Origin of the sequence: Actinoplanes rectilineatus (assembly GCF_000962825.1) — a bacterium.
Classification (GTDB): Bacteria; Actinomycetota; Actinomycetes; order Mycobacteriales; family Micromonosporaceae; genus Actinoplanes; species Actinoplanes rectilineatus.
Map to the genome: position 1 here is coordinate 1 of NZ_JZKF01000074.1, position 25,190 is coordinate 25,190.

Annotated in this window: 15 protein-coding genes; 9 read left to right on the plus strand and 6 right to left on the minus strand. The window is 70.6% G+C overall.

Annotated features, from left to right (window positions below; all coding sequences use genetic code 11):
- The first annotated feature begins 146 nt into the window (after positions 1-146).
- From WH85_RS35850 to WH85_RS35875, 6 genes are all read left to right on the plus strand, one after another.
- On the plus strand, positions 147-1,283 hold the full coding sequence (locus tag WH85_RS35850; protein WP_045746564.1) for a hypothetical protein: 1,137 nt from the start codon (positions 147-149) through the stop codon (positions 1,281-1,283).
- The gene (locus WH85_RS35855; protein WP_045746565.1) at positions 1,283-1,837 is read left to right on the plus strand and encodes a hypothetical protein; all 555 of its coding nucleotides are present in this window, start codon (positions 1,283-1,285) and stop codon (positions 1,835-1,837) included. The genes WH85_RS35850 and WH85_RS35855 overlap by 1 nt, the downstream gene beginning before the upstream one ends.
- Before the next feature lie 45 nt (positions 1,838-1,882).
- Positions 1,883-3,721 (plus strand): hypothetical protein, encoded by a 1,839-nt coding sequence (locus WH85_RS35860; RefSeq protein WP_045746566.1) that lies wholly within the window; start codon positions 1,883-1,885, stop codon positions 3,719-3,721.
- A 75-nt stretch (positions 3,722-3,796) separates the two neighbouring features.
- Positions 3,797-6,025 carry an ATP-binding protein gene (locus WH85_RS35865; protein ID WP_045746567.1) on the plus strand — a complete coding sequence of 743 codons (2,229 nt, stop codon included), beginning with the start codon at positions 3,797-3,799 and terminating at the stop codon, positions 6,023-6,025.
- Positions 6,025-10,053, plus strand: a complete 4,029-nt coding sequence (locus WH85_RS47700) for a hypothetical protein (protein ID WP_157411433.1) — start codon at positions 6,025-6,027, stop codon at positions 10,051-10,053. Before WH85_RS35865 ends, WH85_RS47700 begins: the two co-directional genes overlap by 1 nt.
- Before the next feature lie 92 nt (positions 10,054-10,145).
- Complete coding sequence (locus WH85_RS35875; RefSeq protein ID WP_157411434.1) at positions 10,146-10,733, plus strand: hypothetical protein; 588 nt, start codon at positions 10,146-10,148, stop codon at positions 10,731-10,733.
- On the opposite strand, the gene WH85_RS35880 is transcribed toward WH85_RS35875, so the two are convergent.
- The 3 genes from WH85_RS35880 to WH85_RS35890 all read right to left on the minus strand — a co-directional run bounded on the left by WH85_RS35880 (position 10,705) and on the right by WH85_RS35890 (position 16,346).
- Complete coding sequence (locus WH85_RS35880) at positions 10,705-13,437, minus strand: AAA domain-containing protein (protein WP_045746569.1); 2,733 nt, start codon at positions 13,435-13,437, stop codon at positions 10,705-10,707. The two genes, WH85_RS35875 and WH85_RS35880, sit on opposite strands and share 29 nt — an antisense overlap.
- Positions 13,438-13,504: 67 nt before the next feature.
- A complete protein-coding gene (locus tag WH85_RS35885) occupies positions 13,505-14,977 on the minus strand; it encodes an ATP-binding protein (protein ID WP_342669817.1) in 1,473 nt (490 codons plus the stop codon).
- Positions 14,978-15,056: 79 nt separating this feature from the next.
- Positions 15,057-16,346 (minus strand): MFS transporter, encoded by a 1,290-nt coding sequence (locus WH85_RS35890; RefSeq protein WP_045746571.1) that lies wholly within the window; start codon positions 16,344-16,346, stop codon positions 15,057-15,059.
- A 66-nt stretch (positions 16,347-16,412) separates the two neighbouring features.
- Here WH85_RS35890 and WH85_RS35895 point away from each other — a divergent pair, with 66 nt between their 5' ends.
- Both WH85_RS35895 and WH85_RS35900 read left to right on the plus strand, forming a co-directional pair.
- Entirely contained in the window at positions 16,413-16,862 is a 450-nt protein-coding gene (locus WH85_RS35895; RefSeq protein WP_045746572.1) for a MarR family winged helix-turn-helix transcriptional regulator, read from the plus strand.
- 156 nt (positions 16,863-17,018) lie between these two features.
- Positions 17,019-20,162 carry a S8 family peptidase gene (locus WH85_RS35900; RefSeq protein WP_045746573.1) on the plus strand — a complete coding sequence of 1,048 codons (3,144 nt, stop codon included), beginning with the start codon at positions 17,019-17,021 and terminating at the stop codon, positions 20,160-20,162.
- On the opposite strand, the gene WH85_RS35905 is transcribed toward WH85_RS35900, so the two are convergent.
- From WH85_RS35905 to WH85_RS35915, 3 genes are all read right to left on the minus strand, one after another.
- Positions 20,147-20,344 carry a VOC family protein gene (locus tag WH85_RS35905; protein WP_245674228.1) on the minus strand — a complete coding sequence of 66 codons (198 nt, stop codon included), beginning with the start codon at positions 20,342-20,344 and terminating at the stop codon, positions 20,147-20,149. The two genes, WH85_RS35900 and WH85_RS35905, sit on opposite strands and share 16 nt — an antisense overlap.
- A 72-nt stretch (positions 20,345-20,416) precedes the next feature.
- Positions 20,417-21,316 (minus strand): hypothetical protein, encoded by a 900-nt coding sequence (locus WH85_RS35910; protein WP_045746574.1) that lies wholly within the window; start codon positions 21,314-21,316, stop codon positions 20,417-20,419.
- Positions 21,317-21,671: 355 nt separating this feature from the next.
- A complete protein-coding gene (locus tag WH85_RS35915) occupies positions 21,672-23,885 on the minus strand; it encodes an RICIN domain-containing protein (RefSeq protein WP_083449506.1) in 2,214 nt (737 codons plus the stop codon).
- Between the two features lie 108 nt (positions 23,886-23,993).
- Between WH85_RS35915 and WH85_RS35920 the strand changes: the two genes are divergently transcribed.
- Entirely contained in the window at positions 23,994-25,112 is a 1,119-nt protein-coding gene (locus WH85_RS35920) for a glycoside hydrolase family 19 protein (protein ID WP_052721039.1), read from the plus strand.
- Positions 25,113-25,190 lie beyond the last annotated feature (78 nt).

A 25,190-nucleotide genomic window follows, 5' to 3' on the forward strand; every position in this document is an offset into this window, starting at 1 on the left:
CCCCCGAGAAGAAGACCGCCCCCGGGAAAAAAACCGCCCTCCCCAAAAAGCCCGCCCCCGCCGAGAAGGCCACACGTGCCGCGGCCAAGAGCACCCCGAAACCCTCATCTCCGAGCGCCGGTTCCGGCGAGGCGGGTGGCTGATCCATGGCACAGACCTCATCGGGTACGGACGTGCAGCGCCCGACGTTCTTCGAAGGCCAGATCCTGTCCGCGGCCGACCTGACCACGACCGTGGACCACGCCCGGAACCACGCCGCACGCCACGACCGGTACCTGCACGAGTGGGGGATCGCCGAGGGCCTGACCCTGGTCGCCGAACCGCGCACCGAACCGTCCGGCGCCGTCACCGTCACGCTGCGCCCCGGCGTCGCCGTCGACGGCACCGGACGGGAGATCCTGGTCCCGGCCCCGGTGACCCTCTCCGAGACACAGTTCGGCGAGACCGTCGGCAGCGGCTCGTCACCGGCCGACCGGCACCCGGTCCTGCTCGCCGGCCTGGACCGCGAACCGGTGGCCACCGGCCTGCTCGACGACACCGGTGCCGACCGGATCGACGAGTCGTACCAGGTGCTGTTCCGGCGGGCCGGCGACGAACGGCTGGTCGCCGAACAGGTCCCGCCCGCGGTCGGCGACGGCCCCGGCGACGGCACCGAACCGTGGCTGATCCTGATCGGGTACGTGACCTGGCGCGACGACCACTTCACCGCTGTCACCACCACCGGGCCGGTCCCGGTACGGTACGCCGGGGTCCGCGCCGACACCGTCGCGGCGCGGTCCGGCGCCCTGGCCCTGCGCGCCCGGCCCGAACCGGCGCAGGGCGGCTCGGTCCTGACCGTCGCCGACAGCACCGGCCTGACCTTCGGACGGTTCCGCGCCGACGGTTCGGTCGACCCGCTGCTCGTGGTCACCCCCGACGGTGACCTCACCGTTCGCGGCTCGGGGGCGCAACGACCCGGCACCACCTCGGTAGCCTCCGGCGTCGCCACCGACGGCATGGTCCTGCCGCTGCCGGCCGGCGTCGACGAGACCCGGGTGACGAACGGCGCGACCCTTCTGCATATCACCGTGACACCACAGTCGTCCGGGGTCGCACCGGCCACCGACGGCGTGTGGCTGCCCGGCACCGTCGATTGCAGCGTGGACGAGGACCGGCGGCTGCGCTGCCGCATCCGCTGGCTGCGCGTCGACGCATCCGGCCCGCAGTGGCACGACCTGCCCGGCGCGGCGTCGTTCCTGGTACTGGCGACGACGGCCGAGGCCGGCGAGGGGAGTGCCGCCTGATGCGCCCGATCGTGGTGTACGCGACGCGCACCTTCCACGTCCTCGGCGCCCTGACACTGACCGGTCCCGCCCGCACACCGCCGGACCTCACCGGCGCGGACTTCCCCCTGTGGGCCGGCGGGGATGACGGCGTACCGATCCCGCTGACCGTGCCCCGGACCGAACTGGGCCAGGCGGTGGTCGCCGACCAGCCGGGACTGCACCGGGTGCCGCTGGCCTTCGGCGTCCAGGAGGTGAACGGCGTACCCCGTCCCGACCTGCGCCTGCTGCAACCCGGCGACCCGTCCGGTGGGCCGCTGCTGCCCCCGTCCGGCAACGTCACCGTGGGCCTGGCCGCCGCCGAGGTGACGGTGACGCTGCCGGCGGACGCCGAGGCCGACCTGGAGGTGCTGCTGGTGGTGGGCGGTGCGGGCGGCACTCAGCGGTCGGAGACGGGCCAGGTACCGAAGGGCGAGCGGGAGAAGAGGTTCCGGATGAACCTCTCGCCCGGGTCCTATGCGGCGCTGGCCCTGGTGGAGACCTGGCGTGGCGTGGTTCACCAGGCCACGATCTGACCCACGTCCGGAGGGCGCGGCGATGGCGAGGGAGGAGGTGGCGAGATGAGCGTGCCGGGGGAGATCGTGGTGCGGAACTGTGCGGTGACGGTACAACGGTCCGGCGGCTGGAGCTGGGGCGCTGAACCGGGCCGGCTTCCCGAACGGGTGGTCGGGATGCTCGCGGCGGCGCTCCGGGAACGGTATGCCGACCAACTCGCCGGTGAGCACGACGTCGAGATCACGGAGCCGGTCCGGTTCGAGGTCCGGGTGTCGATCAGTGCCCTTCTCGACGGGGTGTTGCCGGCTACTGAGCGTGTGCGGACGTACCCCGGGGATGTGAATGAGGCCGCCGCCGGGACGCCTGGCCTCGCCACGACGGACCCGGCCCGACGGGGCTTCCCGGCGGCCATCGGCTCGGCCAGGGAGCCCGGCGGCGACCTCCGGGGCGAACCGGACTCGCCGGACTCGCCGGACCCGCTGGTCGCGGCGGGTGCCCTGACCGGTCCCGCCTCCGCGGACGCGGTCGTCTCCGCACGGACGGTCGAGATCCTGCCCAGTCTCGGTCTCGAGGCGTTGCTCAGCAGCATGCCCGAGCTGGACCCGTCACTCGCCGAAGCAGTCCTGACCACACTGGCCGATCCCCGATCCGATTCCTCTTCGACGGTTCCGGGCACCTCGCCTGCCGGTGGCGCAGCGGAGGCGGCGCCGCATCGTGCTGCTGGTTCCGGTTTACGGCGTCGCAGCGGTGACGTGGAGGTCGGTTCGGCGCTGCCGTTTCTGGTAGCGGCGGCCCTCGACAGTGTCGATCTGCTTCCGGCGATGGCTCCCGCGCTGACCGGGACGATCACGTCGGCAGGGGAGGACATCGGCGAGGAGGCGGGGCGGTTCGCGTTCGTGGTGGCCCTGCAGGTCCTGGGACCGCTGCGGCACGGCTGGATGCGGGACGGTCGCGACCTGGCTGACGCGGCGGTGTCCGCCGGCTTCGCCGAGCCCCCGGACGCCGCGGCACTGACCGGTTTCGCCCGCCGAGCGGCACCGGCCCTGCCGACCCTGGCCGGGCTCGCCGGCCTGCTGGTCTGCCGCGGGCACCCGGCCGGTCGGCCACTGCTGCTGGCGGCGGCCCACCCCCGGCACGGCGGCGGCATCCTGCTGGTCGACCCCGACGGCCTCTTTCCGATCTCCTGGACCACCACGATCGCCCCCGTGCCGCACCTGCTCAGGGCCGCCGGCGCCGCCTCCGGGCCAGGAGCGGCCCCGAGCGCCTCCGAGACCGGTTTCGCCCAGACCGCGGTGGCTGCCGGGGATGCCGGTGGTGAGTCACGGTTCTGGGCGGGAGCGATGCCTCCGCTGCTGGTCGCCGGGTCGGCTGCGGGACCGGGGTCCGCACTGGCGGCCGTTCCGATTCCGGTACTGGCCGCGCTCGCCGACGGCGGTGTCCCCTTGATCTGCGACGCTCCTCCGGTCCGGGGCGACGACCGCTGGCGGCGGCTCGGTGGGCGACGGCGACTGTGGGCGACGGCCGGGGCTGCCGGTGTTCCGCGCGACCTCGACCTGGCGCTGCTCACCGGGCAGGTGGACGAGCTGGTGACCACGCTCGCCGCACGCTGGTCCCAGCCGCTGGAGCGGTCGGGTGAGTTCGGGCGGACCGTCGCGCTGATCGCCGCACTCGGACTCGGCACGCTCTCCTGGCAGCTGTGGCGGCACCGGGAACCGCCGGACCCGCAGCTGGCCCTCGCCCGCCTGGGAGACCTGGGCGCGACCGTCCGATACGGATCAGAGGAGGTGGTGGTCCGGCTGCCGTTGGGCCGCAGGTTTCAGGACCTACGCGACCGGGGTGTGCTCCGGGACGTCCCCGCCGTCCCCTGGTTCGGCGGCCGAACCGTCACCTTCACCGGGGGCTGACCATGACCCGCGTCCTGACCTCCGCCGCGACCCACGCCCCGCTTCTCGACGGCGGCGGCGAGAGGGGGTGCCGCGATGACCGGGCGTCATGAGCCGGCCACCGCGCATCTGCGGATCCGGCTACGGGCGATCAACCGGGCCCTGCGTGCCGCCGTCGCCCGCCAGGAGGCGCGGTCGGCCCAACTGAGCCGGCCGGACCTGGCCGCCTACTGCGTCACCGCCGACCACGTCGACGTGCTGCTCACCCAGGTCGAGGCCACGGCTGAAGGGCTGCCGGGCGCCGCCGTCCCGGAGGGCGCGCCGGCCACCCGGACCGAACGGGCCGCCGAGCAGGGACTCCGCCGCCTGGTCGCGTCCACCGGGGTGACCCTGCCGTTCGACGAGCTGGCGGGCCTCCACCGGATCGACCGGGCCGAGCAGGACGCGATCCTGCTGGTGGCCGCGCCCGACATCGATCGGAGCTACGAGCGGGTCTACGCGTATCTCGCCGACGACCTCAACCGGCGGCGGCCGAGCATCGACCTGCTGATGACGGTCCTCGGCGGCACCCCGGCGGCTGCCGTCGCGGTCCGGCGGATGCTCGGGGCCGCCGGGCGGCTGCGCCGCTGCGGGCTGGTGCGAGTCGACGGCGACACGCTCGGACTCGCACCCGGCCTGCTGGAACTGCTGCTCGGCGCGGGTGGTGAGGCCGCTCTGATCGGCGGCGACCCCGGCGAGGTCGACCCGCCGATCGCCCTCACCCCGGCGCTGCCCACCGGCGAGCTGGCCCGGCTCGCCGACGCGATGAACAGCGGACGGATCGACCTGCTCGGACTGTGGCAGGGCACCTACCCGGCGCAGCGCGACACCGCTCTCGCCCTGGCCGCCCACGCCGGCCGCCCGCTGCGCCGCCTCGTGCCGGGGCCCGACGACCATGGGGGCGGCCCCGCATCGCCGGGGAGCGGTGACGCGATGGGGGCGTGGACCGGCGACGCCGGTGATCCCGCGACGCGACCGGACGGTTCCGCGGCGTTCACCACGGCCGTCGCCACCGCCGCGGCCATGAACGCCCTGCTCTGGATCCCGATGGACGATCTCCTCAGGGGCACCGCCGCGGAACACGGCATCGCCGCGCTGCTGTGCCGCTCGCGGGTGCCGGCCATCCTGAGCGGGACGACGGCATGGCGGCCCGCCACGGTGCTGTCGCGCCGCGCGTACACCGAACGGGAATTGAATCCACCCGGCGCGGAGGATCGCCGCCGGAGCTGGACCACCGCCCTGCCCGACGGCGATCCGAAGCTGATCGATGATCTTTCGGGGCGCTACCGGCTGACCAGCGACGAGCTCGGCGCGGTCGTGGCGGTGGCGCGCGCCGGGGCCCGCTTCGCGGGGAACGGCCGGTCCGCGCCGCTGGCTGATCATCTGCGGCCCGCCGCGCAGGTGATCGCAAGGGCCACCACCTCGGGGTACGCGCGTGCGCTCCGCCCGCGGCGCACCTCGGAGGATCTCGTGCTGCCTCCGGAACAGTCCCGCACCCTGCTGGAGATCGTCGGGGCGTTCCGGGCGTGGCCGCGGATCGCCGACGACTGGGGTTTCCGGCGGCGCACCGGGGATGCCGGGATGAAAGTGCTGTTCACCGGCGAACCGGGCACCGGCAAGACGCTGTCCGCGGAGGTCGTCGCCGGAATGCTCGGGCTCGACCTGCTCATCGTCGACCTGTCGCGGATCGTCTCGAAATGGGTCGGTGAGACGGAGAAGAACCTGGAGGCGGTGTTCGGGCAGGCCGAGGAGGGGCATGCGGTGCTGTTCTTCGACGAGGCGGATTCGCTGTTCGGCAAGCGCGGCGACGTCAAGCACGGAACGGACCGGTACGCGAATCTCGAGGTCGGCTACCTGCTGCAGCGGCTGGAGAGTAGCTCGGCGATGGTGATCCTGGCCAGCAATCTGCGGGAGAACATCGATGCGGCGTTCACGCGGCGGTTCCAGTTCGTGGTGAGTTTTCCGCGGCCGGGTCTCGAGGAGCGGAGACGGCTGTGGCGGCTGGCGTTCCCGCCGGAGGCGCCGCTGGCGGACGACGTCGACCTGGACGCGCTGGCCCGGCTGGACATGACGGGTGCGGCGATCGTGTCGGCGGCCCGCGACGCGGCCCTGATCACGGCGTCGTCGTCGTCGGCGTCGTCGGAGACGGCGGAGACGATCACGATGCGGGCCGTGGTGGCGGGTGTCGTCCACCAGTATCAGCGGGAGGCGCGTCTGCTGCGGCCGGGCGAGCTGGGTGCGTACGCCTCCCTGGTGACCGTGGCCGGCGACGGCCGGAGGCGCTGATGCCCACGCCGCCGCCGCGATCGGCCGCGTCGCCGTCGAAGGTGGTGGCGGTCGTGCCGCGTACGCCGGACACCCGCCCGGTGGTGGCCACGAAGCCGGCGGCCGCGGCGACTGCCGGGCCGGCGATCGGGCCGGGCGAGCCGCTGGCGCGGGTGTTGCAGGCGCAGATGTTGATGGGCAACGCGGCCGTGGCGGCCTCCCTTCTCGGAGCGCCACGGGAGGGCATACCTCCTGGTGGGACCTTCGGCGTTCCGCTACCCGTGTCCCGGCCCAGCGCTGCCGTGGTCCCTGGCGGGCGGCCCGCGACGGTGCCGCCCACCCCGCGGGCACCGGTTGCCGCCCCCGCTGAGGATTCCCTGAAGCAGGCGGCCGACCCGGCCGCCCTGGCACCGTCCGCTCCCGCGCCGGCGAAAGCCGAAGCCCCGCCGCCCACCGAAGGCGGAGGCGGCGGCGCTCGACCCACTGCCGATCAGCACCCCAAGTTCGGCGTGCTCAAGCGGGACGTGTCGACCAAGAAACGCCGGATCGCGACGAGCCACCCGCCGGCCCGGGCCGAGTCCGTTTCTGCCCAGTCCGCCGCGGTGCCGCCACGCGATGACAAGGAGGCCCAGGGCAAGGTCGCCAACGCGGACCGGATGAACGAGGCGAAACCGAAGTCGTTCGACAAACGGGCGTTCGTCGACGCGGTGAAGAAGGCGGTGGCCGACAAGGCGCCGAAGACCCTGGAGGACGCCGAGGCGTTCCCCGACTCGGACCAGCCGCAGCAGATCAAGCAGGACGTGCAGCACCGGGTCGACGAGGGCCGGACCGAGGCCGCCGAGGAGATCAAGACGACCACGGACGCCCCGCCGGACACCTCCGGCGCGGTGGAGAAGAAGGTCGTCCCGATGGTGCCGGACCGGCCGCCCGGTGTTCCCGGCACGCCCGACCCGGCGAACGCCACCCCGGACAGGTTGCCGCCCGCCGCCACCGACCTGTCCGCCGGTCCGCGGGAGGTCGACCGGGAGATGGCCGGCGCCCAGGTCACCGAGACACAGCTGGCCCGCTCCAACGAGCCGTCGTTCCAGGGTGCCGTCAAGGCCAAGAAGGGCCTGGAGAAGGACTCCGCCGAGTCGACGCCGGCGATGCGCGCCCACGAGGCCGAGGTGTTGGGTGCCACCACCGCCGGCGCCCGGGCCGTCGCGGCCGCCGGCATGAAGGGCCTGGCCGGTGCCCGGGTGGCGGCGGGCCGGGCGGTCGGTGCCGGGAAACAGGGAGCCAAGACCACCGACGAGCAGAAACGTGCCCAGGTCACCGCCACGTTGCAGGCGGTCTTCGACGCTACGCGCAAGGACGTCGGGACCATCCTCACCGGGCTGGACCGGCTGGTCGACGACCAGTTCAACCGGGAGGAGAAGGCCGCCCGGACCGCGTTCACCGCCGAGCACCGGCGGGCGATGGCCGAGTACAAGCGCCGCCGGTACAGCGCGTGGAACGGCACCTATCTCTGGTTGAAGGACAAGGCGTTCGACCTGCCCGACGAAGCCAACCAGATCATCGACGAGGCCCGCCGGCACTACGTCGAACGGATGGAGACCGTCATCTCCAACGTCGCCGACACGATCGGCGGTGAACTGACCCGGGCGAAGGACCGGATCACCCGCGGACGTGCCGACCTGCAGGCCGAGGTCCGCAGACTCCCCGCCGACCTGCGGGCGATCGGCCGGGAGGCGGCCGCCGACTTCGCCGACCGCTTCGACGAGTTGGACACCGCCGTCGACGAGAAGAGCGGCGAACTGGTCCAGACGCTGGCCACGAAGTACAACGAGGCGCTGAAGTCGGTCGACGACGAGGTGGCCGCCGAGAAGGAGAAGAACAAGGGCGCCTTGACGAAGGCGATGGACGCCGTCAAAGGCGTCATCAAGACCATCATCGACCTGAAGAACCTGCTGCTGGGCGTACTGGCGAAAGCCGCGAGCGCGGTGATGCTGATCCTCAAGGACCCGATCGGCTTCCTGCGCAACCTGGTCGGCTCGGTCGGGGCGGGCCTGAAACAGTTCCTCAAGAACATCGTCGGACACCTGCAACAAGGCATGATCAGCTGGCTGCTCGGGGTGAGCGCCCAGGCCGGCCTGCAACTGCCGAAGAGTTTCGACGTCCGGAGCATCATGCTGCTCCTGGCCACGCTGCTCGGCCTGACCTGGGGTTTCATCCGCTCCCGGATCGTCCGCAAGGTCCCGGAGAAGGCGGTGGCCGCCGTCGAGTCCGGCATCGACCTGGTCCAGAAGGTCCGCAAGGGCGGCGTCGGCGCCCTCTGGGACGAGATCAAGTCCCGGATCGGCGACCTGAAGAAGACCCTGATCGACAAGGTCATCGAATACCTGGTGCCGACCATCATCGTGGCCGGCATAACGTGGGTGTTGTCCCTGCTGAACCCGGCGTCCGCCTTCATCCGGGCCTGCAAACTGATCATCGACATCGTCCGCTTCGTGGTCGAACGCGGCCGCCAGATCCTGGACTTCGTCAACGCCGTCCTGGACGCGGTGATCGCCATCGCGAGGGGCGGCTCGGGCGGCGTACCCGGCATGATCGAGAACGCCCTGGTCCGCGCGATCCCGGTGCTGATCGGCTTCTTGGCGGCGTTGCTGGGCGTCGGCGGGATAGCCGCCAAGGTCAAGAAGATCTTCGAGGCCCTGTCGAAGCCGGTCGCCAAGGCCATCGACTGGGTGGTCGACAAGATCGTCACCTTGGCCAAGAAGCTGTGGGCCAAGATCCAGGCGAAGCTCGCCGCCGCCCGGCGTAAGGCGACGCAGCTCAGAGACAAGGTCCGGGACAAGGTCCGCGAAAAGTTCGACCGATCGCGACGACCGGACCAGAAGAAGCGGCAGGGCGACAGATCCGCGGATGCCGGTGGGGCCGGACTGAAACCGGAGTGGGAAACCGTCTCGTTCTCGGCCGCCGGCGAATCGCATCGACTGTGGATCGAGGTGACCGGCGGCCGGCCCGGCCTGATGGTCGCCAGTACGACGGCAGCCGTCACGTCATACCTCGCGGATGTCGTGAAGCAGAATCCGGAACCGGCATTGATGGCGCGGGTCTCCTCGGCGCAGAAGATCGTCGCCATGGCCGACGCCGACGCGTTGGACATCGTGCGATCCGCCGCGACCGCACAGGTCACCGATGCGGGTGTCAGGGCCAAGCTGAGGGCCAAACACCGAGCCCTCGTGGGGGAGATGCGGGAACTCGCCGGGCATCTCGCCGCGATCTTCGCCTTCCGGCAGCCCATCGCACCCCATATCGGAAAGAAGATCGATCCGATTCCCGAGGCCCCGCTGGGCTACGCGTTCTGGCAGGACAAAGGGGCGTTCGAATACGGCGTCGACTATGATTACAAGGAGATCAAACGCCTCCCGGGTTTTGCTGCGATGGGTGAGACGTTTCCCCTGGTCCATGTTGACAAGAATGATCTGATAGCCACGGGATCCGGGCTTCTGCGTGCCGAGAACGAGGTTGTCCGAACCTATCAGGATGAGATCGACAAAGTGCAGAAGGCTCATGGGCCGCTCCGGGGCAACCCGAGTGAGCCGGTCAGTCAGATCAACGGTTCCCCTCTTCCGGCTTACCGGATCGGACGCCGGAAGCAGATGGAGTCGATCATCCGGGTCATCCGTTCCACTCCCAGAACCGGGGAACAGCTGGTCGCCGTCGAGGAGGCTCTCGGGCATGGCAAGGGTTCCACGCGGCCCGACTACGGAGTTCGCGGCGCAGCCGGAACCGAGATCATGATCGAGTACAAGTATTGGGCCGCCGCGCCCGACCCGGCGACGTTGGCGAAACGGTTGACCTCTCTCCGCGCCCAGTTGCGTGGCCACATCACGGGAGGGGTGGCGAAATTCGGTGGAAAGAACGTCACCATCGTTCTCCGGCTCGAGTGGCAGATCTTCGATAGGATCACGCAGCCGGAGCGGGGGCGATATCTGGCGGTGATGAGGAATGTCCGGAACTTCGCGGCGACCCAGAACGTTATCTTCGAGACGAGGTTGAAATAATGGGTTCATTTGTCGACACGGTATTCGCCGTCGGCATGAAACTGATATATGAGCCCTCGCGGAACGAAACGTTGCGCCGTGTGGTGACCGCATTGAGTGATTGCTCCGGTGTTGCTTTTCTTCCGGAGGAGCCTGAGGCACTCGACGACCCGGAGGTACAGGACGTCACTCTGATCCACCCCTCCTACACCGCGGCGAACGGATTTCCGAACTCGTGGATCTCGGTGTCGGTGGGGTCCTATCCGGAGTCCCGGCTCGGTGCGGTCTTCGTCAACATCCTCCTCGCGGAGGTGGAGGACCAGGTCGAGGCGGAGTGGTCGGCCGGAGAACTCATCTTCCGGCGTCTCGTCTCCGAGATGAAGCCGCTCCTCGGCTTCATGACCGTCTGGGTCGTGGACGATGACGACGACGATCCGATGTTCCCGTCGGAGAAACCGCTGGACGGTTCCGTGCTCCCTCGAGAGTTCACGCCCCTGACGTATTTCTCCGGGCCGGACCGGGACGAGTCGCTTCGCCGGAGACTGGAGGCTCTGACGGTTCCGGTGTCCCGGCCCCTCGACAGCGGTTGGCTGGTCCAAGCCGTCGACCGGCCGCACGACCAGCCGCAGGCCGCGTTCCTGGACGAACTTCGAGTCTTGACAGACCGTCCCATCAGCTATCGGCGGCCGGGGCCGGACTGAGTCCCCCACCGGTGACGCCGACAGCGGCGGCGATCTCCAGGGCGGCTCGGCGGGGGTCGCTGTTCCACCTGGTCGGGAAGGCGTCCAGGACGCGCCAACCCGCGCGGTGCAGAGCCGTCTGCCGGGACAGGTGGGCGTCCACGCCGTCCGGGTGGATGGTGCAGAGCACGCCGGTTGCGGTTTCGGGTGGGCCCGCGCACAGGTCCAGTTGCCACGGGCCGACCGTGTAGTCCGGGCGTACCGGGACGTCGAGGTGTTCCAGCTCCTTGGCCAGGTCGGCGGCCCAGCCCTGGGGAGTGGCGTCCGGCTCCGGCATCGTGGGGTTCTGAGCGTGTGACAGGTAGTCGCCGAGCAGGCCGGGGGACCGGGTCAGGGACGTGACCAGGATCAGGTGTCTGCGGGCTCTCGTCACCATCACGTTGAACAGCTGCGGGTCGGTGACGAAACGGCGGCGGCCCGCGGCGTCCGACGGGAGCAGGCCCAGCGAGACGACCACCGTGTCGGCCTCGCTGCCCTGGAAGGCGTGGACCGTGCCCACCCGCAGGGCCAGCTCGTCGATGCGTTCCACCGAATACTCGGCGATCAGCGCCTTCTCCAGCGCCTCCGCCTGAGCCCGGAACGGGGTGATCACGCCGATGCCGCGCCGGCCGGCCGCTGCCAGGACGGAGACCTGCTGGAGGACGGCGGTGACCTCGGCCTGGTTCACGCCGTTGGTCACGGTCGCCTCGTCGACGTGAACGACGTCGATCGCGCGGGCGGCGTCGGCGGCCGGGGTGCGGGTCATCACCGCGATCCGGTCGTCGTAGAAGCGGCGCGCCGAGAACGCGATCAAATGCGGCACGCTGCGGTAATGCTCGGCCAGCCAGGTCACCGGGGCGGCCGCGGCGGCCAGGTCGTAGGCGCTCACCCTTCGGACGTCGAGACGGTCGTCGGCGCCGTGCTCGTCCAGGACCGAGGTCACGTCGGCGTCGCTCACGAACGAGACGAAACGGAGCTGGCGGGGGTCGCCGACGACCAGGGCGCGGCGGGCGCGGGCCAGCACCGGGGCGGCGCGGATCTGGTCGACGTGGGACGCCTCGTCGATCACCACCAGGTCGAACAGGCCGGGCACCGCGGGCAGCAGGTCCTCCACGTCGGCGACCGTGCCGATCCACAGCGGCAGCGCCCGGACCAGGGGCTTCGCGTCCATCCTGGCCAGTAGTTCGCGCCTGCGGTTGCGGCCGGCGCGCAGCGCGGTGGCCAGGGCGGCGGTGGCGCGCCGGGCCTCGGCGTCCCAGCGTTTCTCGCTGCGGGCCTCGTTGCGCATCGCCGTGCCGACCGCCAGCCGCAGCGCCTCCTCGGCCTCGTGCAGGGCGGCCCAGTGCGGCGCCAGGTCGGTGCCGCCGGTCGCGGCCAGGTGGGCGGCGGCACGCTGCGCGACGGCTGCGCTGATCGCCTCCATCATTCTCTCGTCGGGTACGCCTCCGTCAGCCCGCAACCGCCGTCGCACGCGCCGCCGACGCCAGCGAGCCCGCCAACCCTGATCGGGATCAGCCAACCGGGCGGCGAGGGTGGGCAGGTCGAGGCCGTCGTCGAAGGCGCCGGGGGCGTCCGCGGCCAGGCCGGACAGCCGTGGCTGCCAGGTGGGCGCCTCGGCCGCCAGCCGCTCCTGCTCCAGCATCCGGTGGATGGTGGTGCGCTCCGTGCGTACCCGATGATGGTTCTGCTGGACCGCCTCCCGGTCGGCGCGCAGCCGGCGTGCGGGAACGCCCTGGTCCGCGCCCGCCGCGAGGGTGGTGGCGAGTTCCGCGTCGCCGAACAGCACCGGGGTCGGGCCGGGATAGCGGTCGAGGAGTTTCGCGAGGACCTCGGCGGCGTGCGGCGACTGGGTCGCCACCAGCACGGATCCGCCGCTATGAACCACCTCGAGGGCGGCCGCGACGACGGTGTGGCTCTTGCCGTTGCCGGGCGGGCCGGAGACCACGGTGATCGGGGACGTGCGGGCGCGGGCGACCACCCGGGCCTGCGCTTCACTGAGCGGCAGGGGCGAGAGGACGTCGGATGTCTCGGGCGATGTTTCGGAGATGTCGGAACCGTAGACAGCCGCCAACGCCGTCCCGGACAGGTCCCGGCCGGCCCAGTTCCGCAGGCTGTCCCGCAGGCCACCGCCGAAGACGTCCCGCACCACGAACAGCCCGGCCGCCGCCACCAGCACCACCCGATCGGACGGCAGCCGCTGATGAGAACCGGTCACCGCGTCGAAGGTCAGCCCGGTGTTGTCAGCCACCGACGTGAGCCAGGCGCGACTACCGATCGCGTCCAGCCAGCCGGCCGTGCCGAGCCCGGGCGCCGACTCCAACGCCGCCGCCAGCTCACGGTCGGTGACCAGCGGGGTGATCTCCACGTCACCGGCGGGCGTGACCTTGTAGCCGGTGAGCGTCCGGTCCAGGCGTACCGGCTGGCTGAGCAGCGGCAGCCGGATCTTGCGCCTGGCGCCCTCGATCTCGGTGCTGCCGGCCAGGAAACCCCAGCCCCGGTGCAGGATCCGCTCCTCGCGGTGCAGGGCGTCGAGTGCCGCCAGCCGGTCGACGTCGGCCTTGCGCGGGGCACGGTCGGCGTCCTTGAGCCAGACGAGCGGCTGCCCACCACGGGTGACGTCGAGAACCCGGTCGGCGGTGGCGGGCGCCAGCTCGCCCAGTACGGCGAGCACGGTCGACGGGTCCATGGCGCCCGAGGCTACCGGCCCACCGTTCCCCGTGTAACTGTGCGTCGCACTACCGGCTGACCAAGACTCAGACTGCCCAAGCGCCGAGAACGTCATCCGGGCCCCACACCACGTCGGCGAGGCCGGTCACCGCCGGTTCCACCCCGGAGCGGCTCACCACCACGAGGCCGCTCCGGCTGGGCTCGAACCCCGGAATCATCGGTGCGTGACGGACCAGATCGGCGAAGTGGTGCCGGTCGAACGGTCCGTCCTGCCACTTTATCGACCCGGCGAACGCCACCTGCTTGGCGACCGGGGCCTTGTCCACACCGACGAGATCGATCTCCGGGTTGCCTTTGCGGTTCCACCAGCCGCCGACTTCGAGCACGTCGTCCCACGGCAGTCTTCCTTCGCTGCCGGCGCGGGCGAGCGCATCCTGGATCAGTGGTTCGACGGCTCTGCCGCGCCACGACGACCAGCGTTTCGCGATGATGGCCCGCGCGCCCGCATCCCGTTCACGCCGGACCTGTTCATGGACGTCGCGCAGCATCGCGACGTACAGGCTCAGGTTGCTGTCTGCGATCCGGTACAGGGCCAGCTTGCTCGGCTCCGTGGACAGCGGCCGATCCACCGCGATGATCTTCTTCTGGCCGGTCAGCCGGTGCATCACCGGCGACAGGGTTCCCGAACTGACCGCCTCGCCGCCGCTCCCCGCCTCGCCGGCGATGTTGCTGAACGTCCGGCCGCCCAGCCCGCCGATCGCCTCGAAAGCACGGCTCATCATGTCCGGCAGCGGGAACTCGGATGCCAGGGCAGCCTCCGGCACCGTGAACAGTGGCGAGGACTGGTCGACGACCTGGGCGTTGAGATAGTCGAGCGCCGGCATCCCGGTCTCCCAGGTCGAGACGATGCCGGGCAGCCCGCCGGTGACCAGATGCGCATCGATGGCGTCGGAGCCGGTCACCCCGGCCTGCTGCGCGACCTCGGCAGGGTTCAAGGCGTTGAGGATCATGCTGTTCGCGCGGCCGTAGAACGGCCGGTCGTACTCGGTGAACCGCTGCATCATGTGCAGATCGCTGCCGAGCAGCAGCAGGAGAACGGGTTTCCGGGACAGTCCGCGGTCCCAGGCGACCTGGAGGTATCCGTCGAAGGTCACTGCCTGCTCCGACAGCCAGGGCAACTCGTCGAGCACCACGACACTCGGGCCGTCGGGCAGTACGGAATCGAGCAGCTTGAACAGGTCGCCCCAGTCGGCGGGTGCGGTGTCCGGCAGGGTCTCCCGCACCCGGTCCGACACCAGTGACGACTCGCGCAGCGTGTCCAGGAATTTGCCGAGGGACTCCCTCGGTGACGCACCCTTCACGGCTGTGAAGAAGCAGTACGGGACTTCGGCTCGATCGCAGACTTCCTGCACGAGGCGTGACTTGCCGACCTGTCGGCGGCCACGGATGGCGACCGCCTGCCCCTCGCCCTGCGACCGGATCCGATCCAGCCGTCCAAGGAGCAGGCCGAGCTCCCTGCGTCTTCCTACGAACATCGGGTGCCCCAAGGTAGATCTCATCTAACTTCGATTGAGCCTACCTCGATCCGAGCAACCTCCAGGCCCGCTGACGGCGTCCCGTCGCGGATCCGGGGATCAATCACCGCGGGCGGGTGGTCTCCTTCTCGAAGTCGATGGCGTCGGGGGCGCCGCCGAACTCGTCGGCGATCTCGCCGGCCACCTCGTCCGCCGCGTGGGGCGGGGCGGCCGCCATGTCCGCGTCGGCGCGGGCCAGGGCGCGGTGCCCGGTGGTCAGGACCGCGACGCCGGCCAGGATCGCCACCGCACCGACGAGGAACGGCACGTGCATGCTCCAGTGGTCGACCATCTTGCCGGCGGCGAACGGGGCGAGGCCGCCGCCGATGAAGCGGACGAAGCCGTACGCCGCGGAGGCCACCGGGCGTTCCACCGGGGCGACCAGCATGACCGCCTGGGTGGTCAGCGTGTTGTTGATGCCGGCCACGATCCCGGACGCGATCACGCAGGTGATGACCACCCAGCGGACGTCGGTGAACACGCCGATCAGCAGGATGAGCAGGGCGAACGTGCTCAGGGCGCCGTACAGCGAGGGCGCGGTGCCGAACCGGCGCTGCAGCCACGGTGCGCCGGTGATCGAGAAGAACGCCAGGAGCAGGCCCCACGCGAAGAACACGAATCCCAGCTGGATCTCGGTGAGTTCCATCGGGTACGGCGCGTACCCGAGCATGGTGAAGAAGCCCCAGTTGTAGAGCAGTGCCGTCACACCCATGGTGAGCAGGCTGCGGTGCCGCAACGCCTTGATCGGGTCGAGGATCGACGGCGGGTTGGCGGGTTTGGGCAGTGGTTCGACCAGGACGACCGTGGCGAGCAGGGCGATCGCCATCAGGACGGCGACGCCGAAGAACGGTCCGCGCCAGCTGACCTCGCCGAGCAGGCCGCCGACCAGGGGGCCGGCCGCGATGCCGAGACCGAGCGCTGCCTCGTACAGGATGATCGCCCCGGCGAAGCCGCCGGTCGCCGACGCCACGATGACGGCGAGGGAGGTCGCGATGAACATCGCGTTGCCCAGGCCCCAGCCGGCGCGGAAACCGACGATCTGGTTGATGGTGTCGGACAGGCCGGCGAGGGCGGCGAAGACCACGATCAGGCCGAGGCCGGCGATCAGGGTGTTCTTGGCGCCGATGCGCCCGGCGATCCAGCCGGTGAACAACATCGCGACCGCGGTGACCAGCAGGTAGCTGGTGAAGAGCAGGCTGACCTGGCTGGGTGTGGCGTTCAGTTTGCTGGACAGGGCGGGCAGGATCGGGTCGACCAGTCCGATGCCCATGAAGCTGACGACGCAGGCGAACGCGACGGCGAAGACCGCACGGGGCTGCTTGAACAGTGACGGGCCGGGAGCAGCGGAACTCACCGGATCACCTCCGCGAGAGAGTTGGTGGGTACATCCGGTACTCAAGCGTAAGTACATAATGAGGTTATGCAAATGGTGTCAGAGGCGAGTCGTGGGTCACAGCTGCTTCCGGTGCTGGGTGATCTGGTGCGCTTCCTGCGGCAACTGGAGGGCCCGGACAACCCCAGCCCGGTGGCGATCTCGGTGCTGCGCCGGCTGCGCGACGAGGGCTCGGCCCGGGTGACCGACCTGGCCAAGGCGGAACGGGCCTCGCAGCCCGGCATGACCCAGCTCATCGGCCGGATGGAGAAGGCCGGCCAGGTGCGCCGTGTTCCGGACCCCGCCGACGGGCGTGCGGTGCGGGTGGAGGCGACGGCCGACGGCCTGGCGCTGCTGGAGCGGACCTATGCGCATTACGCCGCGACGTTCGACAAGATGTTCGCAGAACTCGATCCGGCCGACAGCGACGCGATCATCCAGGCGCTCCCGGCACTGCGGCGTCTCGCGCAGGTGCGTGCCGAGAACATCAGATCTTAGGGGTACGAGCTACTCCTGCACCGATGCGGGCAGAGGAGGACGCGGCCCGCCGTGTCCACATCGCGCCATGGCGACGGGCGGTCAGGCCCACGAAACATCTATGTCAAAAAAGGAACCCGATGATGCGTGGAGTGACACACGCATGAAGGAGTTCCCATGTTCGGTCGTCTGCTCGCCGGTGTGCTCGTGGGCGTCGCCGCGATACCGGTACCGGCGTTCGCCGGTGCGCCGCCAGTCCATGAAGAACCGGCCGCGGCGCCGGTGCACACCCTCACTCTGATCACCGGTGACGTGATCCAGATCGGTCAAGCCGCCGACGGTCGGCAGACCGCCGCGGTGACGCCGGCGGCCGGCCGTGAACGGATCACGTTCCACACCGTGGAGGCCGACGGTGGTCTGCGGGTGGTGCCGTCCGACGCGATCCCGCTGATCCAGTCCGGGCGGGTGGACGCCGAACTGTTCGACGTCGAGCGTCTGCTCGCCGACGGCTACGGCGACGCCACCACCGGCACCCTGCCGCTGATCGTCTCCGGCGGTGCCGCACCCCGGGCCGCCGGCACCGCGCTGGGGGCCGCGGGCACCGTGCTGACCAGTATCGACGCCGTCGCGATCCGGCCGGCGAAGGACACCCTCGCGGCGTTCTGGCAGGCACAGACGGACCCGTCCACGTCCCGGACCGCGGGAGACCGGCGGATCTTCCTGGACGGCAAGGTCAAGCCGGTGCTGGACCGCAGCGCCGCCCAGATCGGCGCCCCGGCCGCCTGGTCGGCGGGCCTGGACGGCCGCGGCGTCAAGGTCGCCGTCCTGGACACCGGGGTGGATGCGGCGCACCCCGACCTCGCCGGGCGGATCGCGGCCACCGCCAACTTCAGCAGCAGCCCCGACGTGGTGGACCGTTTCGGTCACGGCACACACGTGGCGGCCACCGTCGCCGGTTCCGGGGCGGCGTCCGGCGGCACCCGCAAGGGCGTCGCGTACGGCGCCGAACTGCTGATCGGCAAGGTGCTCGGCGACGACGGGTACGGCTACGAGTCCGAGATCATCGCCGGGATGCAGTGGGCGGTCGGCTCCGGCGCGCGAATTGTGAACATGAGCCTCGGCGGTTCCGCCACCGACGGCTTGGACCCGATGAGCCTGGCCGTGGACGAGCTGAGCGCCGCGAGCGGAACGCTGTTCGTGGTCGCGGCCGGCAACGAGGGCACCGCCTCCAGTGTGGGCACCCCGGGCGCGGCGCCGAGCGCGCTGACCGTCGGCGCGGTGGACCGGGACAACCGGATCGCGTCGTTCTCCAGCCGTGGACCACGGCTCGGTGACCTCGGGCTCAAACCGGAGATCACCGCCCCGGGAGTGGGGATCGTGGCGGCCCGGGCGGCGGGCACCGCGATGGGCGAACCGGTGGACGCGAACTACACCGCGGCGGACGGCACCTCGATGGCGACGCCGCACGTGGCGGGCGCGGCCGCGATCCTGGCACAGCAGCACCCGGACTGGACCGGGGCGCGGCTCAAGGAGACGCTGGTCAGCACCGCCGTGACCAGCGCGGGCGCCACCGTCTACGACCAGGGCGCGGGACGGGTGGACCTGGCCCGCGCGACGACGCAGCGCATCAGCGGGACACCGGTCGCCGACTTCGGCCGGCACAGCGTCGGGGAGGAACCGGGGCGGGTCACGCGTACCGTCGAATATCGCAACGAGGCGGGAACCGCGCCGGTGACCCTGACCCTGCAGGCGCCCGCGGCAGTGACCCTGAGCGCGACCGCGGTGACCGTGCCCGCCGGTGGTGTGGCCGCGGTGACCGTGACGCTGAACCTGACCGGCGCCAAGCCCGCACAGGTCAGCGGCTGGATCACCGCGACCGCCGGCGACGTGCGGGTGACCACCGCGGTCGGCGCGATCATCGACGGCCCGGTCCGCGAGGTCACCGTTCGTGCCGTCGACGACCGGGGCGCGCCGATCAACGTGCCGGCGCTGACGATCTTCGGCGACGACGGGCGGTTCGACGTGATGGGCTCGGTCGACAAGTCCGGCGCCACGCTCGGTCTGCAGGACGGCACCTACATCGTGACCGGGCTGATCGAGCTGGCCGCCGCCGGGAACGAGGTCACCTACGTGGTCGTGCCGGAACTGACGATCAGCGGCGACACCACGATCGTGCTGGACGCCCGTAAGGGCAAGCCGATCGTGATCGAGACACCGCGACCCGCCGTGCAGCGGTCGATCATCAGCTACTTCGCGCACCGGGTGACCGGAAGCGGACGGTCCATCTCGCACGGGGTGATGCACTTCGCCGGCATGGACGCGGTCAACACCGTGCCGACGGCGAAAATCCGGTCCGGGGAGTTCGAGTTCTCCTCCCGGTGGCAACTGGCCCCCGACGGGTCCGACACCGCCTTCTACGACGTCTTCCAGGTCTCCGAGGGGCAGATCCCGTCCCAGATCAAGTATCGGATGACCGCGGCCAACAGCATGCGGATCGCCACCACCTACGCCCACAACGGCGGCGAGGCGCAGGTCCGCGAACAGCGCTTCGGCTGGCGGCCCTGGCAGGACTACAGCTGGAACGACACGTCCCGCGCGGTACGCACCCCGTCGTCCCGCGAGGAGTGGGTGTCCACCGGTGACACGGTGTGGCAGCACATGGTGCACAGCGCGTACCCGTGGAACAACTTCGGCCCGCTGCAGGGCGGTTTCGTGGAGAAGCCGGTGAGCTACCGGCCCGGGCACCGGACCGAGACATGGGGTGGTGCGGTGGTCCGCCCCGCCGACCTCGGCTCCACCCGCACCGGCGACGTGCTGCAGCTGAGAGTGGCCGAGTTCGTGGACAGCGACGGCCACGCCCAGTACGGGTTCGCCGACGACAACGTGACCGTGAAGCTGTGGCGCAACGGCACCCTGATCGCCGAACCGTCCGGCGGCACCTTCGCCGCGACCACCACTGCGGGCAAGGCCTCCTACCGGCTGGCGGTGACCACCGGACGGTCCGGCGAGGAATGGGTGTACGCCACGAGCACGTCCACCGAGTGGACCTTCACCTCGGCCGCGGCGGGCCGGTTGCCGCTGCTCGGGGTGGATTACACGGTGCACCCGCTCGGTGTGAACCTGGCCTTCTCCGCAAAAGTCAGATCGTTGAAGGTGGAGATGTCCACCGACGACGGCACACTGTGGCGGCCCGCGGTCGTCCTCGGCAACACCGCCCTGGTGCTGCCCGGACGCAAACCGGTGTCGCTGCGGGTGACGGCCACCGACACCGCCGGGAACACCCTGAAGCAGACGGTGATCAGGGCCTACGCGCCGTCCTGACCGGGATACCAGCGCAGCTCGACGGTGTTGCCGTCCGGGTCGCTGACGGAGATCGAGGTGCCGGTGCCGCGAGCGCCGAATCGCGGCACCGGTCCCTCGACCACGTCGAACCCGCCCGCGTCGATCACCCGCTGCCAGTCGAGCGTGTCCACCACCAGGCAGAAGTAGTCGACGTCGGGCACACCACGGGCGCGGGCTGATCCGGCTTACGAGCACCGTCCCACCCCGCATCGACGCCGTCGTCCATGTGGCCACTACGTGCGCAGGTTCGCCTTGACCGCGGAGAGAAGCGGGGACAGCGCCACGTCACCGTCCAGCAGCCGCTCGATGGCCGCGCTGTTCTCCTTCATGCACGCGATGTCCTCGTTCACCCCGGCCATCGTCATATCGATGCCCTGGTAGATGTCACTCCAGAAGTAGCCGTCCCCGTCCAGCGGGGCGAACGGAACCGCGACGATCCCGGTCCCCGCCGCGAGCCGCTTCTCCGACCCGTCGGTCAGCAGCGCGAACCGCAACCGATAGATGTGGATGACGGTGGGTGACTCCCGGGCCGGTGTGCCGAACCGCAGCGCGAACCGGTCCGCCTCGTCCGGCCCCTGCTGCTGACCGACCGGAACCTCCAGCTCGGTGCCGTCCGCGGGCTCCAGCGGCAGCACCACGTCGTAGCTCGCCGACACGGCCAGCGGCTCCCCTTGCGAGGCGCACTGCCGAAGGACCATGGAATCCTCCACCGTGACCCCGACCCGAGTGATCACCGACCGCCGCGTGCCCCGGTTGTGCACGGTGAACTCCACAGGCGGCGGCTCGTACGCCGAGAACTTGTCGTTCGGATCAGTGCGTTCCGGGTCCCGCGCGACCAGGTCGATGGCGTTCACATCGGAGCCCGCGGAGACAGTCGCGGCCGCGGAGGTGGGCGCGGCCGTCGTGGGCACCGGCACATTCGTGGCCGCGGGCGCACCGGCGAGCATCTCCCGCCAGTCGGGCACGGCCGCCAACACCCCGACAACCAGAGCCGCGAAACTGGCCAGCGCCACCAGAGCGGTGAGCCCGGGCCACCCTTCCAAACGCCGCAGGGCGCCCTCCCACCGCCGCACCCCGCCTGTGACCTGTTGCCCGCCGTCACCGTCCTGAGGCGGGTCCCCGTTGTCTGCCACCTGGCCTCACCGCCCCGCTCACCCCGCGTTCGGAGGAGCCCAGTTTAGTGGTCCCCGTCGATCCCCGCGTCCCGGTTTCACCGGGCGCCGCCTCCTTCGTCTCGCGACGAGCCGCATCGACATCGCCGATGGTGGAGAGACCTGTTCCCGTCCGGCATCGTCCTGGGTGTTGCCGCCGCCTTCATCACCGACCTCGGCCGTGAGCCGGTCGCCGACCCGGCGCCGCACGTGGCCGGCATCGACGCCGCGGTCCGGAGGGCGAGCGGCGGCCTGCGGGGCGCGTTCCTCGGCGAGTGGACGGCCGCGGGGGCCGGCCGCCCGGATGGGCGGCGGACCCCCGCGTGACCTCGTCGGACTACGGGAAACTCACCAGCGGTGATTCGGTGTGGCCGCTGCGGGCCGCGTCGCCGGTGTCGTTGATGACGTGGGCGATCGTGCCGACACCGCCGAGCGAGACGGTGATCATGTCGTGGAACCGGACGCCGCTGGTCACCGGGGTTTCGAAGGCCCGGGCGTTGACCACCGACGGGTCGGTGCTGAAGAAGCAGTAGCTGCCCAGGCCCCACGCCTCGTGGCTGGTGACCGCGGCGCCGACCTTGTACGCCGCCCAGCCCTGCGTCGTGCCGTTCATGTAGACGCCCTGGTGGTACGGGTCGTACGGCATCTCGTTCTGGTAGAAGTAGGTCCGGCCGCGGTTGCCGTTCCAGATCGTCTGGTATTCCTGGTAGTGCTCGACGAACAGGCCGTAGAAGGTGACGTCGTCGCCCTCGACGATCAGACCGTTGCGGGCGGTGTTCACGTCCCAGCCGACGGTCTGGTCGTTGCCGTGGTCGGCGCGCCAGATCCAGGCGTGGTCGCCGATCACGTCGTCGCTGTTGACCTGCACGCTGACCGTGGCCCGTCCGGCGACCGAGCCGCCGACCCGGACGAACACGTCGGACAGCACGGTGGGGTCGGCGGCGTGGTCGGCCGCCGAACCGGCCGGGCCCACCTGCAGCAGGGTGTTCGAGGTGGTGGTGCCGGCGTCGAAGAGCACCCCGGCGAGCTTGACGCCGTCGACGTCGGCGATGTGCATGGCGTCGACGCCGCCGTCGGGCATGAACGTGGCCAGGCCCAGGCCGAGGATCACGGTGTCGGCGCGGGTCACGTTCAGGGTCTGGTCGAGGTGGTAGACGCCCGGGGTGACCAGCAGGTTCTTCCCGGCGGCCAGGGCGGCGTTGATGGTCGCCGCGGTGTCACCGGGCTTCACCACGTAGAACGTGCTGATCGGCAGGGAGGTGCCGGCCGGGGCGCCGTTCGCCCAGCTGACACCGGACGTGCCGGTGCGCAGCGCCGGGACGAACACCTGGTAGGCGCCGTCGCCGTCGACGTACAGGTAGGGCTTCTCGGCGACCAGCGGCGTCGTGCCGACCGTGGTGTAGCGGGCGTTGTCGTCGAACTGCTGGGCCGGGGCGCCCGGGCTGCCCACGAAGACGTGGTTCCAGTTCGTGCCGCTCCAGCTGGTCATCGACGAGTTGCGGGTGAGGAACTGCTGCTGCGAGCCGGCCTGGATCTGGCCGTCGACCTGGGAGTCGGCGATGAAACCGCCGGAGGACCAGCCGCCGTCGGACAGTGCCAGGTTGCCGCGGACGTGCATCCGGCGGTACGGGGCGGCCTGCGACACGGCCCACCGGTCCTGCCCGTCGGGCGGGGTGACGGACAGGCCCTCCGCGGACCGCCAGAAGTTCTGGGTGGCGTTCTGCGAGCCGTCCGGCCACCAGTCGGCCTCGACGTGCACGTGGCCGTTGATGTCGACCTGGTCGGGGGTGAGGCCGAGGCCGGCGACCTGGGTGAAGAAGCCGACGTTGACGTCCGCGTCGTAGCTGCCCGGCTTGAACAGCAGCGCGTACCGGGCGTCACCGAACTGGTTGTCGACCTGGGCGTCGAACACCGTGTTCAGCTTGTTCTGGATCGTCGCCGCGGGCATCGACGGGTCGAAGACGGTCACGTTCGGGCCGAGGTCCGGGTTGTTCGGGTTGTCCGGCACGCTGCTCGGCGGTGTGGTCGGTGTCGTCGAGCCACCGGTGAAGGTCCACTTCTGGTTGGCGCCGCCGGAGCACTCCCAGATCTGCAGTTTCGCCCCGTCGGCGAGGTTGCCGTCCTTGATGTCGAGACACTTGTTCGCGGCGAGGCTCACCAGGTCGTGCGTGTCGGCGTTGTACGCCCAGCGCTGGGTGGCGACGCTGTCGTAGCAGTCCCACAGGTGCACCACCGCGGCGTCGGCGGTGTCGTTCTCCGCCAGGTCGAGGCATTTACCGAGGCCTTTCACCTGGCCGTTGTCGGCCAGGGTCCAGACCTGGTTGGTGTTGCCGGTGGTGCACGACCACATCTGTGGCTGGTTGCCGTTGGCGGTGCCGCCCTCGGTCACGTCGAGGCACTTGCCGTTCGCCGAGCTGACGATGGTGCCGCTGGCGGCGGCCAGGGCCTGGGTCGCACCGGTGACGGCGAGACCGGCCACGACCAGGGCGATGACTCCGGCCGCGAGCAGGCGGGACCGGCGCAGAGGATGGCGCGGGTGGGAGATGGACATGTCCCCAGTACACCGATCCGAGGACGACGAATTGTCGACGAACGATTGATGGGCGACGTCGACGAGTCGTCAACACGATGTCGACAGCCGCCTATTCCACTGTTCCGCATGCGACTTCAAGGAATCCTGGTCCTGGTCATGGCCGCGACCGCCGGCCTGACCGCGTTCACCGGCCAGGCCGCGTCGGCGGCCGCGAGCAGCGGCACCATCACCAGTTTCGCGAACGGCAAGTGTCTGGACGTCACCGACGGCAGCACCGCCAACGGCAACCAGCCACAGATGTGGTCCTGCAGCACCGGAAACGCCAACCAGAGCTGGACCCTGACCGACAGCGGCCAGGTGCAGGGGCGCGGCAAGTGTCTCGACCTGGCGGAGAACAACACCGCCAACGGCGCCGTGGTGCACCTGTGGGACTGCTACGACACCGTTGCCACCCAGAAGTGGGCGTACAACTCCACCAGTCACGACCTGGTCAACCTCGCCGCGAACAAGTGCCTCGACATCACCGGCAACAACCTCGCCGACGGCGCCAAGCTGCAGATCTGGGAGTGTTCGGGCGGCGCCAACCAGAAGTGGAACGCCCCGGCCACCGGCGGTGACACTCCGGGCGGCTTCGTGGTCACCGAGGAGCAGTTCAACCAGATGTTCCCGAACCGGAACAGCTTCTACAGCTACAGCGGACTGGTCACGGCGATGAGCGCGTACCCCGGCTTCACCAACACCGGCAGTGACACGACCCGCCGGCAGGAAGCGGCGGCGTTCCTGGCGAACGTGAACCACGAGACCGGCGCCCTGCAGTACATCGTCGAGCTGAACACCGCCAACTACCCGAACTACTGCGACTGGGGACAGCCCTACGGGTGCCCGGCCGGGAACGACTCGTACTACGGGCGCGGCCCGATCCAGCTGTCCTGGAACTACAACTACAAGGCGGCCGGTGACGCGCTCGGCGTCGACCTGCTGAACAACCCGTGGCTGGTGCAGACCGACTCCGCGGTGTCCTGGATGACCGGCCTCTGGTTCTGGATGACCTCGTCCGGCGCGGGCAGCATGACCGGCCACGACACGATGGTCACCGGCGCCGGCTTCGGCGAGACCATCCGGACCATCAACGGCGTGCAGGAGTGCAACGGCGGCAACCCGGAGACGGTGCAGATGCGGGTCGACGCGTACCTGCGCTTCACCGCCGTCCTCGGCGTCCCGGCCGGCGACAACCTGTACTGCTGACCCGCTGAAACGAGAGCCCGCGCGACCGGATCCGGCCGCGCGGGCAACGTCTTGGCGCCGATCCGTCGTGCTCGGGAC